We start from the raw sequence: 12,849 nt of genomic DNA, 5'->3' as shown, positions 1-12,849 counted from the left end.
GAAGAAAAAATGACATCATACAAACTGCTTGCCGGCACCGTTGCCATCCTTGCGCTTGGTGCACCGGCCAACGCCGAAACCCTGCGCCTGTTGACCTGGGGTGGTTATGCCCCCGACGCCGTCATCGACCTGTTCGAACAGGAGACCGGCCACACCGTCGAAGTGACCCTGTCCAACAACGAGGAAATGGTCGCCAAGCTGCGCGCCACCGGCGGCGGCGGCTTTGACCTTGCTCAGCCCAGCCAGGATCGCATCGCCGGTCCGCAGGCCGAGTTCGGCATCTACAAGCCGATCGACATGACACAGATCGACACCGCGCAGATCATTCCTTCGATGCTCGAGGCGACCAAAGGCAACACCGCAGTCGACGGTGCCGTCTATGGTGTGCCGCATGTCTGGGGCACCTCGGGGCTGATCGTCAATGCCGCCGAGGCCGGTGCAGTCGCCGATTACACCGACCTGTGCAACGAAGACCTCGCCGGCAAGGTGACCTACCGGCTCAAGCGTCCGACGCTGATCGGCTTTGCCTTCGCCATGGGTCTTGACCCGTTCGCCGCCTATGGTGACACAGCCGCCTACAAGGCCATTCTTGACCAGGTCGAAGCCAAGCTGGTCGAGTGCAAGCCGGTGGTGAAAACCTACTGGAGCGGTGGCGACGAGCTGATCAACCTCATGCGGTCGGGCGAAACCGTGGCGGCGATGGCCTGGGACACCGGTGGCTGGAAGCTGAACACCGACAATGCTGACATCAACTTTGTCGCCCCAGCCTCCGGCGCGCTTGGCTGGGTCGATACCTTTGCCCTGCCCGCTCAGGGCCGTGCGGACGAGGCGGCCTATGCCTGGATCAACTTCGTGATGCAGCCAAAGATCGCGGCGATGATCACCGAAGAGGCCGGCAACTTCACGGCCTCGGCAGGCGCGGACGAGTTTGTGAACGACGCGCTCAAGGCGCAGTACCAGACCAGCTTTCCGCCCGAAGCCGTGGACAACATCCGCTGGTATCCGCCGGTTCCGGCCGAGATCGAGCGGCTCGAAGGCGAAACTCTGGACCGGGTCCAGGCTGCGGGTTGAGTCCTGAACACACCACCGGCGGCCCGGGTGATGCCGGGCCGCCAAGATGCCGAAGGATGACCTGATGACGGCGGACACCGCGCCAGACCTCGAATGCCGCAACCTGAGCAAACATTTCGACAAGGTGACAGCCGTCGACTCGGTCGATTTTTCCGTACCAGCGGGGTCGTTCTTTTCCATTCTCGGGCCGTCCGGCTGTGGCAAGACCACGATCATGCGGATGATTGCCGGGTTTCTGGAACCGACAGGGGGCGACATCCTGATCAAGGGGCGCTCGATGCTGGGGGTGCCGCCGAACAAGCGCCCGGTGAACATGGTGTTCCAGCACCTGGCTCTGTTCCCGATGATGAACGTTGCCGAAAACATCGGCTACGGATTGCGCCGTCAGGGTGTTGCCAAGGCCGATATCATCCGCCGGACCGGCGAGGTTCTGGACCGCATCAGCCTGCCGGGGATCGGCACCCGCAAGGTCTCGGAGCTGTCGGGCGGCCAGAGGCAGCGCGTGGCGATTGCCCGCTGCATGGTGCTGGAACCCGATGTGCTGTTGCTGGATGAGCCGCTTGGCGCGCTGGATCTGAAACTGCGCGAAAAGATGAAAGTTGAGCTGAAGGCACTTCAGGCCGAATTCGACACAACCTTTGTGTATATCACCCATGATCAGGGCGAGGCGCTGGTGATGTCCGACAAGGTCGCCGTGATGAACGCCGGCCGGTTCGAACAGGTCGGCGTGGCCCGCGACCTGTACTACAACCCCGCCACCGCCTTTGTCGCCGGTTTTGTCGGCGAGGCCAACCGCTGGAAAGGTCTGGTCACCGAGGCCCGTGGCGACGAGGCCGAAGTGCGCACCGACAGCGGGCTGACGCTGCATGCGCGCGGCCGCGCGCTGTCACCCGGAGACCGGGTCGAAATCTTTGTCCGCCCCGAGGCGATCACCCTCGCCCATGCGGCCCATGCCGTCGAAGGTGACGCCAACCAGATCCCGGCGCAGGTCACGGCGCTGCTGTTCAACGGGGCCAATTCCCGCGTGCTGGTGCGCGACCCGGTCTCGGGTGCCGAAATTGACGTGGCCCTGCCGCAATCCGCCGCCTTTGCCGGGCTCGACAAAGGCGCGCAGGTGCATATCGGCTGGGGCCGCGATCAGTCGCTGTGCTTTGCGGACACGGGCACATGACCCGGAAGCTGGGCTTTTTCCTGCTGCTGGCGCCACTGGTACTGTGGCTGGGCCTGCTGATCGTCATTCCGCACATCGACATGGCGCTGGTATCGCTGCGCAGCCGCACCGGCCCGGGAGAATACGTGCCCAGCCTGAAAAACTATGCGGATTTCGCCACGCAGCCGCTGTACCTGATGACCTTTGCCCGCACCGCGATCATGTCGGTTCTCGCCACCCTGATCACCCTGATCATCGGCTTTCCGATCAGCTATTACATCGCCAAGATCGCCCGCGGCCGCCGTCAGGCGACGCTGTTCCTGATGTGCCTGATCCCGTTCTGGGTATCGGAACTGGTGCGCACCTTCGGCTGGATCATCCTGCTGCGCGAAACCGGGGTGATCAGCAACGCGCTGCAATGGGCGGGGCTCGCCGATCAGCCGGTCGAGATGCTGTACAATGATGCCGCGATGATGCTGGGGCTGGTCTACACCTCGATGCTGTTCATGGTGGTGCCGCTGACCACAACGCTGGAGAGCCTCGACGACGCGGTGATCGAAGCGGGATATGACCTGGGTGGCAACGGGTTTTCGGTATTGCGGGAGATCGTCATCCCGCACGCCATGCCCGGCATCGTGTCGGGCTGCATCGTGGTCTTCATGTTGTCGCTGGGCAACTATCTGACCCCGACCATGTTGGGCGGCAAGGATTCCCTCTGGTTCACGCAGCTGATCTATTCCCAGTTCATCGTCCGCTTCAACTGGGAGCTCGGGGCCGCCTTCGGTTTCTGCCTGCTCGGGGCCTCGTCGCTGATCGTCTGGGGCATGTTGCGACTCACCGGGCAGACGCTGGAACGCACGATGGGAGAGGGCACATGATCCCGTCGATCCCGCAGCCGAGCGGCTTCCGCCTGATCTACACCGCCTATGTGGCGGCCTTTTTCCTCTGGCTGGCACTGCCCCTGATCACTGTCTCGGTCTTTGCCTTCAACGACAGCCAGTTCCCCAGCCTGCCATGGGAGGGGTTCACCTGGGGCTGGTTCTTTGGCGACGCCCGGCCGCAGATCGGGCTGTTTCACGAACGCCGCATCCTGTCGTCGATCTGGACGTCGGTCATCGTGGCGCTCTGCGTCTCGGCCCTGTCGGTGGTCGTGGGGACCACAAACGCCTTTCTCTTCAACCGCTACAGCTTTCGCGGCCGGGGACTGCTCTATGTGCTGATGCTGCTGCCGCTGGTGGTGCCGGGCATCGTGCTCGGCATCTCGATCCTCGTCTTCTCCAGCCGCGTCGCGGGTCTGGTTCAGGACATGAGCGGGCTGTATGTCGAGGCGCTGCGCCCCGGCCTGCCACTGGTCATCGCCGGGCAGTTTTCATTCATCACCACAATTGCGACGCTGGTGATCTCGGCGCGGTTGATCAAGTTCGACCGCTCACTGGAAGAGGCGGCGCTGAACCTTGGTGCGACGCCGCTGACGGCGGTGCGCACGATCACGATACCCTATCTTGCGCCTGCGCTGGTCGGGGCGTTTGTCGTGGCATTCCTGATGAGTTTCGAGAACTTCAACACGACGCTGATGCTGGTCGGCTCGGACGCGCCACTGACAATCACCATGTTCGACCGCCTGAAAGAAGGCTCGACGCCGGTACTGAACGCGGTGTCACTGCTGCTGATGGTGGGCTCGGGTGTGCTGGCGCTGGTGATGATCACCTTCCAGAAGCGCTGAGCGATCAAAGCCAAGCAACCAGGCGCCCACCGTCACGGCGAAAGCGGGCGCCATCGGACCGAGAGGGGCACCCCACCGCGATGGTGAAGCGCCCCGAGTCCGGACCGGTTTCTGGATTCAGGCGTGCTTCAGAAGCACGCCTTCAGCAGCGCCGTGGTATTGGCCACCGTCATCTCGACCGGGTTGCCGCCGACACTGGGGTCTTGCAGGGCCGAGGCCACCAGCGCGTCGATATCGGGGTCCTTGACTCCCAGATCGGTCAGGGTCGCCGGGATCTTCAGATCGGCATTCAAAGCCCCGACAAAGTCGTAAAAGCCCTGAAATCCCCCTTCGATCCCCAGATACCGCGCCGCCATGGCCAGACGGTCCTCAACCGCAGAGCGGTTGAACATCAGCACCGGTTGCATCACCACAGCGTTGGTCGTGCCGTGATGTGTATGGTGCCAGGCGCCGATCGGGTGGCTCAGCGCATGGATCGCGCCCAGACCCTTCTGAAAGGCGGTGGCGCCCATCGCCGCGGCTGCCATCATCTGTCCGCGGGCCTCGATATCGCTGCCATCGGCAAAGGCGCGCGGCAGATAGTCCTTGACCAGCCGCAGGCCTTCCAGCGCGATGCCCTGGCTCATCGGGTGGAAATGCGGCGAACAATAGGCCTCGAGACAATGGGCAAAGGCGTCCATCCCGGTGCCGGCGGTGATCATCGGCGGCATGCCGACGGTCAGTTCCGGGTCACAGATCACCACCTTGGGCAGGACCGCCGGGTGGAAGATGATCTTTTTCTCGTGGGTCTCGGAATTGGTGATCACACTGGCGCGCCCGACTTCCGATCCCGTTCCGGCAGTGGTCGGAACCGCGACGATGGGCGCGATGGCAGAGGCATCGGCGCGGGTCCACCAGTCGCCGATATCCTCGAAATCCCACAGCGGTCGTGTCTGCCCGGCCATGAAGGCCACCATCTTGGCAAGGTCCAGACCAGAGCCGCCACCAAAGGCGATGACGCCGTCATGACCACCGTCCCTGTAGACTTTCACACCGGCGGCGACGTTGTGTTCCGTCGGGTTTGGATCGACTTCGGAAAACAGCGCCCGGCCCAGGCCGGCCGCCTCGATCAGGTCCAGGGTGGAACTGGTGATCGGCAGGGCGGCCAGCCCCTTGTCGGTGACCAGCAGCGGCTTCTTGATGCCCGCAGCGGCACAGGCGTCGCCGATTTCGGCAATGCGGCCGGCGCCAAAGCGGATGGCGGTGGGATAGGACCAGTTGGCTTTCAGCGACATGGGGTCAGGCCTTCTTGAGGTGATAGGATTTGGGGCGGGTAAGCGCACGGTAGCCAAGCTCGGACAACCCGGCGCCCCGCCCGGTCTGCTTGCAGCCGGTCCAGCACAGGGCGGGGTCAAGGTAATCGGCACGGTTCATGAAGACAGTGCCGCTTTCCAGCCGCGCGGCGATGCTTTCGGCTGCGGCGGCATCCCTGGTAAAGATGGCCGCGGTCAGGCCAAAGACGGAGTCGTTCATCAGCGCGATCGCCTCTTCGTCGTCCTTGACCGGCATGATGCCGACGACCGGACCAAAGCTTTCGTCGCGCATCACCCGCATGTCGTGGGTGACATTGGTCAGCACCTGCGGTGTGAGGTAGGCGCCGCCATCGTCGGCGGTCATCGGCGCGATATGCGCGGTGGCACCGTCGACGACCGCCTCGTCGATCTGGGCGCGCACCTCGCGGGCGAACCGCACATTGGCCATCGGGCCAAGGGTTGTCGCCTGCTCCAGCGGGTTGCCAAGGGTCAGGGCGTTGACCCAGGCCACGGCCTTTTCGACAAAGGCGTCATAGAGACTTTCATGCACGTAGATCCGTTCGATCCCGCAGCAGCACTGTCCGGCGTTGAACATCGCGCCATCCATCAGCCCGTCGACAGCGGCATCCAGATCGGCGTCCGCGCGCACATATCCCGGATCCTTGCCGCCCAATTCGGTGGCGACACCGGTAAATGTGCCGGCGGCCGCGCGTTCCATCGCCTGCCCGCCGCCGACCGAACCGGTGAAGTTGACGAAATCGAACGCGTTTTCAGAGATCAGCCGCGACGTGGTGTCGTGATCCAGCACCACATTCTGGAACACGTCTGTCGGCACTCCGGCGGCGTGGTAGGCCTCGGCCAGATGTTCCCCCACAAGGATGGTTTGCGAAGCGTGTTTTAGGATCACCGTATTCCCGGCAATCAGCGCCGGGGCAATGGTGTTGTTCGCGGTCATGTAGGGATAGTTCCAGGGCGCCACGACAAAGACCACGCCGTGCGGTTCAAAGGCGATCTTGCGCAGCGCCTTGTCGCTGTCCTCGATGACCTTGGGTGCCAGCGCACCGGCCGCGATTCCCGCCATGTGACTGGCGCGTTCCTTGAACCCGCCGAATTCGCCGCCATACCGCACCGGACGGCCCATCTGGTGGGCCAGTTCAAGCGTCATGCGGTCCTTGCCTTGCTCGATCTGGTCGACCGCCGCCATCACCATGTCGATGCGGTCCTGCAGCGGGCGCGCGGCCCAGGCCTTTTGCGCAGCGCGCGCACGGGCCACGGCGTCCAGCGCGGCGTCGTGGCCGAGCGCGTCGCGGGTGGCATAGACCGACCCGTCGATCGGTGAAATACAAGTGATTGTCGTCATGATTTTCAGGCCCTTTCAAAGCCGCGGGCGATTTCCCAGTCGGTCACGGCACGGTCAAACTCTTCCTGCTCCCACTCTGCCGCCCGGGTGTAATGGTCAACCACATCGTCGCCCAGAACCTCGCGCAGAAAGGCGGAATTCCGCAGGGTGGCCGTGGCGGCGATCAGGCTCTGCGGGATGTCGCCCGCCTTGGCGTCCTGGTAGATGTCGCCGCGGGTCGGTGGGGCCAGATCCATCTTGTCCTCGATCCCCTTGATCCCCGCCGCCAGCATCACCGCCTGCGCCAGATAGGGGTTGAGGTCCGAGCCGCCGATCCGGCATTCGACGCGCACACCTTTGGTCCCCGCCCCGCAGAGCCGGAAGCCGGCCGTGCGGTTGTCGACAGACCAGACGGTTTTCGTCGGCGCAAAGGTGCCTTTGGAAAAGCGTTTGTAGCTGTTGACGTAAGGCGCGAGGAAATAGGTGTAATCGGGCGCAAAGGTGATCAGGCCGGCCATGTAGTGTTTCATCAGCGTCGACATGCCCAGCGCGTCGGCGCTGTCGGCAAAGGCGGGTGTGTCCCCCTTCCACAGCGACTGGTGCACATGCGACGACGACCCCACCCGGTCCGGGTGCCATTTCGGCAGGAAGCTCGCGGCATGGCCGTGCTGCCAGGCGATCTCCTTGATCGCATGTTTGGCGATGGTGTGATGATCGGCGCAGTCGAGCGCAGGCGCATAGCGGATGTTGAGCTCTTCCTGACCGGCCTCGGCCTCGCCCTTGGAGTTCTCGATCGGGATGCCGGCGGCGAAAAGGTGATTGCGCACCGGGCGCATGATCATCTCTTCCTTGGTGGTCTGGAAGATGTGATAATCCTCGTTGTAGCCACTGATCGGGGCCAGATCGCGAAAGCCGCCCTTGCGGATCTCGTCCAGGCTTTTCTCGAACAGGAAGAATTCCAGTTCGGTCGCCATCGCCGCCGAGTAGCCGAGGGCATCCAGGCGCGCGATCTGCTTTTTCAGGATCGCACGCGGGGAATGCGGCACCGGTTGGTGAGTGTGATGATCCAGCAGGTCACAAAGCACCATCGCGGTGCCGTCCAGCCAGGGCACCGGGCGGATCGTGGTCAGGTCCGGCTTCATCACATAGTCGCCGTACCCCTGCTGCCAGCTGGTCGAGGCAAAGCCCTTGGGGGTGGACATTTCCAGGTCGGTGGCCAGCAGGTAGTTGCAGCAGTGGGTTTCTTCATACGAGGTCTCGATGAAGTTCACCGCGTGGAAACGTTTGCCCATCAGGCGGCCCTGCATGTCCACGCCGCAGACCAGCACCGTGTCGATCGCGCCGCTGGCGGTTTGGGATTTCAGGTCGTCAAAGCTGAGGGTGCCGGGCATGTCTTTGGTCCATTCGTTGTGGGACAGAGGCGGCTGTGACGCCGCCCCTGCTGTGGTTCGTACCGGGTTTCACACCCCGCCTGCGCCGGCACCGGGCGACCGCGCTGGCGCGGCCGTCCGGTCCCCGGGCAGGCGGGGTCGCGGTGTCAGGCTTTGCCGTAGCGATAGGGGCGACCGGCCTTGACCATATCGGCGTTGTACTTCTTGAGGATCTCGACAACTTTCGCCTTGGTCGGGCTTTCGGCAGCGATCTCGTCCCAGAACTTGACGGCGGCGTCCTCGACGGTCTGCCATTCCTCGTCGGGAATGGTGGTCAGTTCCATCTTGGTGCCGTCGACGCGCAGAGAGGCCTCGCCGCCCCAGTACCACCACTGACGGTAGTAGTGCGACTGGTCCATGCAGACCCTGAGCAGCTCCTGCAGGCGCGGCGACAGTTCGTCCCAACGCTCCATATTGGCAAAGAACGATCCCGCCCAGGCGCCGGAAATGTTGTTGGTGAGGAAGTAGTTGGTCACATCCGCCCAGCCGACGGTGTAATCCTCGGTGATGCCCGACCAGGCGATGCCGTCCAGTTCGCCGGTCTGCACCGCGACTTCGATGTCTTCCCATGGCAGGTTGACCGGCACGACGCCGAACTGCGACATGAAGCGGCCGGCGGTGGGGAAGGTGAAGACGCGCTTGCCCTCAAGATCCTTGAGGCTGCGGATCGGGTCCTTGGTGGCAAAATGGCAGGGGTCCCAGGCACCGGCAGAGATGTGTTTCACACCGACGGCGGAATATTCTGCGTCCCAGATCTCGTTCAGGCCGTACTGGTTGAACAGCACCGGAACGTCGAGCGAGTAGCGCGAGGCGAAAGGAAAATATCCCCCGAAAACAGTCACATCGGTGGGCGAAGCCATGGAATCGTCATCCGACTGCACCGCGTCGATGGTGCCGCGCTGCATCGCCTGGAACAGCTCGCCTGTCGGGACCAGCTGGTCGGCGTAATACAGTTCGATCTGCATCTCGTCGCCGGCAATCATGTTGAAGCTGTCAATTGCGGGCTTGATCACATGTTCGGCCAGCGCCGCACCGGCATAGGTTTGCAAACGCCATGTGATCTTGGACTGCGCGAGGGCCGGCGCGGCCAGGCCGGCCGCCGGAAGCACGGCCGCGCTTTGAATGAATTTGCGTCTCGTGGTCATTGGTAAGTCTCCTTTGCTGGTGAATGCGGCCACCTTTCCGGCGGCTTCTAGGGTTTGTCGTAGACGTATTCGGGCAACCACGTGGCGATGCCCGGGAACACCATCACCAACACCAGCGCCAGAACCATCACCGCAACAAACGGCGTGATCGAGGCGTATATGTCGCGCAGGCTGATCTCGGGCGGCGCCATGGCGCGCATCAGGAACAGGTTATAGCCGAACGGCGGCGTCATATAGGCGATCTGCGTGGTGATCGTGTAGAGGATACCATACCAGATGAGGTCAAAGCCAAGCTCCCCGACGAGCGGCACATAGAGCGGGGCCACAATCACCAGCATGGCGGTGTCATCCAGAAACGTGCCCATCAGGATGAACGAGAGCTGCATCAGGATCAGGATCATCCACGGCGACAGGTTCAGCCGTTCGGTGAACAGGCCCTCGATCGCCTTGACCGCGCCCAGCCCGTCGAAGACCGCGCCAAAGGCCAGCGCCGCCAGGATGATCCACATGAACATGCAGGTGATGCCCAGCGTGTTGCGCACGGAGTTCTCGAACACCTCTCTGGTCATCCGTCCCTTGAGAACGGCGGCCACAAACGCCGCCAGCGCGCCAATGGCCGAGCTTTCGACCAGCGAGGTCCAGCCGTTCACAAAGGGCACCATCATGGCGCCAAAGATCGCCAGCGGCAGGATTCCCGCGCGCAGCAGGCGCAGCTTTTCGGCGCGGGGGATAGTGCGCTCTTCCGCGGCCAGAACCGGGCCCAGCACCGGGTTTGCCCAGCAGCGGATCACGATATAGGCGATGAACATCGCCGCCATCATCAGCCCCGGCACCACGCCGGCCAGCCACAACTGTCCCACCGGCTGACGCGCGATCATCGCGTAGAGCACCAGCACTACAGAGGGTGGCACAAGAATGCCCAGGCTGGAGCCCGCCTGAATCACCCCGGTCACCATCCGCTTGTCATAGCCGCGCTTGAGCAGCTCCGGCAAAGCGATGGTTGACCCGATGGCCATGCCCGCCACCGACAACCCGTTCATGGCCGAGATCAGCACCATCAGGCCGATCGTGCCGATGGCCAGCCCGCCGCGAAGCCCCCCCATCCAGACATGGAACATCCTGTACAGATCGTCGGCAATCTTGGATTCCGACAGCACGTAGCCCATGAAGATGAACATCGGCAGGGTCAGCAGCGGATACCATTTCATCAGCTTCATCGCGGCTGAAAAGCCAAGGTCATACCCCCCCCGGTCGCCCCAGAGGAACAGCGCCGCGATCACCGCGACAAAACCGATGGCGCCGAACACCCGCTGCCCGGTCAGCAGCATCAGCATCATGGTGGCGAACATCAGCGTGGCGATCAGATCGTAAGACATCAGATCGGGTCACCTTTCAGGCGGAGCACATCTTTCAGCAGCTCCGAGATACATTGCAGCAGCATCAGGAAGATGCCGAGGATCATCACCGACTTGATCGGCCACAGCCAGGGCCGCCAGGCCGAGGGTGAGGTTTCCATCCTCCCCACCTCTTCGGCACCGGTGATCAGCCCGCCAAAGAACGAAAACGGCTCGGAGCCGTAATAGCCCAGGGAATAAGCCGTCGACCCGATGGCGCCGTAGAGCAGCACACCGAGGTAAAAGATCAGGAACAGCACGGTGATCAGATCGGCCCAGGCCTTCTTGCGCGGCGACCATTCGCCATACAGCAGGTCCATCCGCACGTTCGACCCCAGCTGGATCGAATAAGGTCCGCCAAGGATGTAGTAGGCCACCATTGCGAACTGCGCGAGCTCGAGCGTCCAGAGCGAGGGCAGAAAGAAGGTCTTGCTGACCGACGACCAGATCAGGATTCCCATCAGCACAAAGATGCCGTACATCACGATGCGCCCGATCCGGTGATTGACCGCATCGACGCCGCGAATGAAGCCATGCGCGAGTTTACGCATCCTGCCCCCCGGAGACCCTGGCCAACGCCTGTGTCAGCCAGCCACACAGCATCGCCGCCATTGCATCCTGCGTTTCGGGCGTGGCGATCAGGTCATTGCGGATCTCGATCATCACGTTGCGATGCCCCTGCACCAGCGCATGTTCGCGCAGGGTGTGGGTCACCCCGTCGCCGGGCCCGTAAGGCGCGTTGCGCAGGGTGTTGAGTTGTGTGTGCTGCGCCGCGCTCTCCAGCATCGCATCGGCCAGGCGCGAGTCCGCATCGTGCAAAATGCCGATTTCCACTGCGCGCGGCTGTCCATGATAGACAGGTGTGAAACTGTGGATGGTCACCAGAACAGGCGCGGTTCGCGCCGTGATCTGGTCCGCCACCGCGGCGCGGAACGGCAGGTAATAGCGCTGCGTGCGCGCGGCCCTCTCGACGGCCCCCAGATCGGCATTGCCCGGCACAACCACCCGTTCGCTTTGCGCAGGCATCGCGTCCTGCGCCTCTGGCGGGCGATTGCAGTCGTAGACGAGGCGCGAAATCGTCGATGCCACCAGAGCGCAGTCCAGCGAGGCGGCCATCGCACCGGCCACCGCCAGTGCACCGGGGTCCCAGGCCGCATGGCTCTTCTGATCGGCTTCGGACAGGCCCAGCGCGTTCAGTTCAGCGGGGATGAACGCCGACGCATGCTCGCAGACCAGCACGATATCCGAGGCGCTGCCGCCGGGGCGCACCGTGCAGACCGGCGTTTCTGGAGTCGCAGTCCCTGTCATCTTTCCCCCGTTTTCCCAAGACTTTCTGGAAAGGCGAAGATTCTGTCAATCACTTAATGTAATAAATTTCACATCTGCTAAACTGCTGTAACGAAAGTTATCAAAGCAGGCGATTCCCGTGCCAAGCACAGACCTGACCATTGCCGAACGCATCCAGTCCGGGTTCGACACCCTGACCCGTGCCGAACGGCAACTGGCCCATGCCATACTGGAAAATTACCCGGCCAGCGGGCTCGGTCCGCTGTCGGCGCTGGCGCGCGACGCCGGGGTCTCGGGTCCAACGGTCCTGCGCATGGTGCAAAAGCTGGGCTTTGCCGGATACCCCGATTTCCAGGCTGAATTGCGCGAAGAGCTGCGTGCCAAGGTAAAGAATCCGATCGCCAAGTACGACAACTGGGCCGAAGGTGCGCCCTCCGGCCATATCCTCAACCGCTTTACCGAAGCGGTGATCGACAATATCCGCCATTCGCTGGCACAGATCGAACCCGGGGCTTTTGACGCCGCCTGCGCGCTGATCGCCGATACTGACCACAAGGTGCACATTGTCGGCGGGCGCATCAGCCACACACTGGCGGAGTATCTGTTCCTGCACATGCAGGTGATCCGCCCCGGGGTGACGCACATCCGCTCGAATTCGACCAGCTGGCCGCACGACCTGCTGGACGCGCGCGAGGGGGATATCTTTATCGTCTTCGACATGCGCCGGTATGAAAACAACACTCTCAAACTGGCCGAGATGGCGGCGGCACGCGGCGGGCGGGTGATCCTGGTCACCGACCAGTGGCGTTCGCCGATCCACACGCTGTCCGAAATCTGCTTGTCCAGCCGGATCGTCGTGCCCTCGGCCTGGGATTCTCTGGCCACCCCGCTGCTGCTGGTCGAAACCATGATTTCGGCAGTTCAGGCCCTGTTATGGGACGACACGCGCCACAGGATGGAAACCCTGGAAGAGATGTTCGATCAGACCAAGATGTTCCGCAAGTTCACGTAAGCCGGT

General features: G+C 63.0%; 12 protein-coding genes. 5 read left to right on the top strand and 7 right to left on the bottom strand.

Annotated elements, in window-relative coordinates; all coding sequences use genetic code 11:
* The first annotated feature begins 9 nt into the window (after nucleotides 1-9).
* The 4 genes from FOY53_RS02280 (at nucleotide 10) to FOY53_RS02265 (ending at nucleotide 3,944) form a co-directional block, all read left to right on the top strand.
* Nucleotides 10-1,071, top strand: coding sequence for an extracellular solute-binding protein (locus FOY53_RS02280; protein ID WP_146585249.1), 1,062 nt, complete (start codon nucleotides 10-12; stop codon nucleotides 1,069-1,071).
* A gap of 64 nt (nucleotides 1,072-1,135) precedes the next feature.
* Nucleotides 1,136-2,242 carry an ABC transporter ATP-binding protein gene (locus tag FOY53_RS02275; protein ID WP_146585246.1) on the top strand — a complete coding sequence of 369 codons (1,107 nt, stop codon included), beginning with the start codon at nucleotides 1,136-1,138 and terminating at the stop codon, nucleotides 2,240-2,242.
* Nucleotides 2,239-3,099 (top strand): ABC transporter permease, encoded by an 861-nt coding sequence (locus FOY53_RS02270; protein ID WP_146585244.1) that lies wholly within the window; start codon nucleotides 2,239-2,241, stop codon nucleotides 3,097-3,099. Before FOY53_RS02275 ends, FOY53_RS02270 begins: the two co-directional genes overlap by 4 nt.
* A complete protein-coding gene (locus tag FOY53_RS02265) occupies nucleotides 3,096-3,944 on the top strand; it encodes an ABC transporter permease (RefSeq protein WP_146585242.1) in 849 nt (282 codons plus the stop codon). Before FOY53_RS02270 ends, FOY53_RS02265 begins: the two co-directional genes overlap by 4 nt.
* 128 nt (nucleotides 3,945-4,072) lie before the next feature.
* Here FOY53_RS02265 and FOY53_RS02260 read toward each other — a convergent pair whose 3' ends face one another.
* From FOY53_RS02260 to FOY53_RS02230, 7 genes are all read right to left on the bottom strand, one after another.
* Entirely contained in the window at nucleotides 4,073-5,218 is a 1,146-nt protein-coding gene (locus tag FOY53_RS02260) for an iron-containing alcohol dehydrogenase (RefSeq protein ID WP_146585240.1), read from the bottom strand.
* A gap of 4 nt (nucleotides 5,219-5,222) precedes the next feature.
* Complete coding sequence (locus tag FOY53_RS02255) at nucleotides 5,223-6,596, bottom strand: aldehyde dehydrogenase family protein (protein WP_372836656.1); 1,374 nt, start codon at nucleotides 6,594-6,596, stop codon at nucleotides 5,223-5,225.
* A gap of 5 nt (nucleotides 6,597-6,601) precedes the next feature.
* A complete protein-coding gene (locus tag FOY53_RS02250) occupies nucleotides 6,602-7,966 on the bottom strand; it encodes a glutamine synthetase family protein (protein WP_146585237.1) in 1,365 nt (454 codons plus the stop codon).
* Between the two features lie 146 nt (nucleotides 7,967-8,112).
* Nucleotides 8,113-9,150, bottom strand: a complete 1,038-nt coding sequence (locus tag FOY53_RS02245; RefSeq protein ID WP_146585235.1) for a TRAP transporter substrate-binding protein — start codon at nucleotides 9,148-9,150, stop codon at nucleotides 8,113-8,115.
* Nucleotides 9,151-9,197: 47 nt separating this feature from the next.
* On the bottom strand, nucleotides 9,198-10,526 hold the full coding sequence (locus FOY53_RS02240) for a TRAP transporter large permease (RefSeq protein ID WP_146585233.1): 1,329 nt from the start codon (nucleotides 10,524-10,526) through the stop codon (nucleotides 9,198-9,200).
* Nucleotides 10,526-11,095 (bottom strand): TRAP transporter small permease subunit, encoded by a 570-nt coding sequence (locus FOY53_RS02235; RefSeq protein ID WP_146585232.1) that lies wholly within the window; start codon nucleotides 11,093-11,095, stop codon nucleotides 10,526-10,528. The genes FOY53_RS02240 and FOY53_RS02235 overlap by 1 nt, the downstream gene beginning before the upstream one ends.
* Nucleotides 11,088-11,852, bottom strand: coding sequence for an N-formylglutamate amidohydrolase (locus FOY53_RS02230; protein ID WP_146585230.1), 765 nt, complete (start codon nucleotides 11,850-11,852; stop codon nucleotides 11,088-11,090). The genes FOY53_RS02235 and FOY53_RS02230 overlap by 8 nt, the downstream gene beginning before the upstream one ends.
* A 118-nt stretch (nucleotides 11,853-11,970) precedes the next feature.
* Here FOY53_RS02230 and FOY53_RS02225 point away from each other — a divergent pair, with 118 nt between their 5' ends.
* Nucleotides 11,971-12,843 carry a MurR/RpiR family transcriptional regulator gene (locus FOY53_RS02225; RefSeq protein ID WP_146585228.1) on the top strand — a complete coding sequence of 291 codons (873 nt, stop codon included), beginning with the start codon at nucleotides 11,971-11,973 and terminating at the stop codon, nucleotides 12,841-12,843.
* The last annotated feature ends 6 nt before the right edge of the window (nucleotides 12,844-12,849 follow it).

The sequence above is a fragment of the Puniceibacterium confluentis genome, from assembly GCF_007923445.1.
Classification (GTDB): domain Bacteria; phylum Pseudomonadota; class Alphaproteobacteria; order Rhodobacterales; family Rhodobacteraceae; genus Puniceibacterium; species Puniceibacterium confluentis.
This window is presented reverse-complemented; position numbering and strand designations above follow the sequence as displayed.

Coding starts and splice junctions, on each gene's coding strand:
- FOY53_RS02280 (WP_146585249.1), top strand. CDS start 10: ATGACATCATACAAACTGCTTGCCGGCACCGTTGCCATCCTTGCGCTT.
- FOY53_RS02275 (WP_146585246.1), top strand. CDS start 1,136: ATGACGGCGGACACCGCGCCAGACCTCGAATGCCGCAACCTGAGCAAA.
- FOY53_RS02270 (WP_146585244.1), top strand. CDS start 2,239: ATGACCCGGAAGCTGGGCTTTTTCCTGCTGCTGGCGCCACTGGTACTG.
- FOY53_RS02265 (WP_146585242.1), top strand. CDS start 3,096: ATGATCCCGTCGATCCCGCAGCCGAGCGGCTTCCGCCTGATCTACACC.
- FOY53_RS02260 (WP_146585240.1), bottom strand. CDS start 5,218: ATGTCGCTGAAAGCCAACTGGTCCTATCCCACCGCCATCCGCTTTGGC.
- FOY53_RS02255 (WP_372836656.1), bottom strand. CDS start 6,596: ATGACGACAATCACTTGTATTTCACCGATCGACGGGTCGGTCTATGCC.
- FOY53_RS02250 (WP_146585237.1), bottom strand. CDS start 7,966: ATGCCCGGCACCCTCAGCTTTGACGACCTGAAATCCCAAACCGCCAGC.
- FOY53_RS02245 (WP_146585235.1), bottom strand. CDS start 9,150: ATGACCACGAGACGCAAATTCATTCAAAGCGCGGCCGTGCTTCCGGCG.
- FOY53_RS02240 (WP_146585233.1), bottom strand. CDS start 10,526: ATGTCTTACGATCTGATCGCCACGCTGATGTTCGCCACCATGATGCTG.
- FOY53_RS02235 (WP_146585232.1), bottom strand. CDS start 11,095: ATGCGTAAACTCGCGCATGGCTTCATTCGCGGCGTCGATGCGGTCAAT.
- FOY53_RS02230 (WP_146585230.1), bottom strand. CDS start 11,852: ATGACAGGGACTGCGACTCCAGAAACGCCGGTCTGCACGGTGCGCCCC.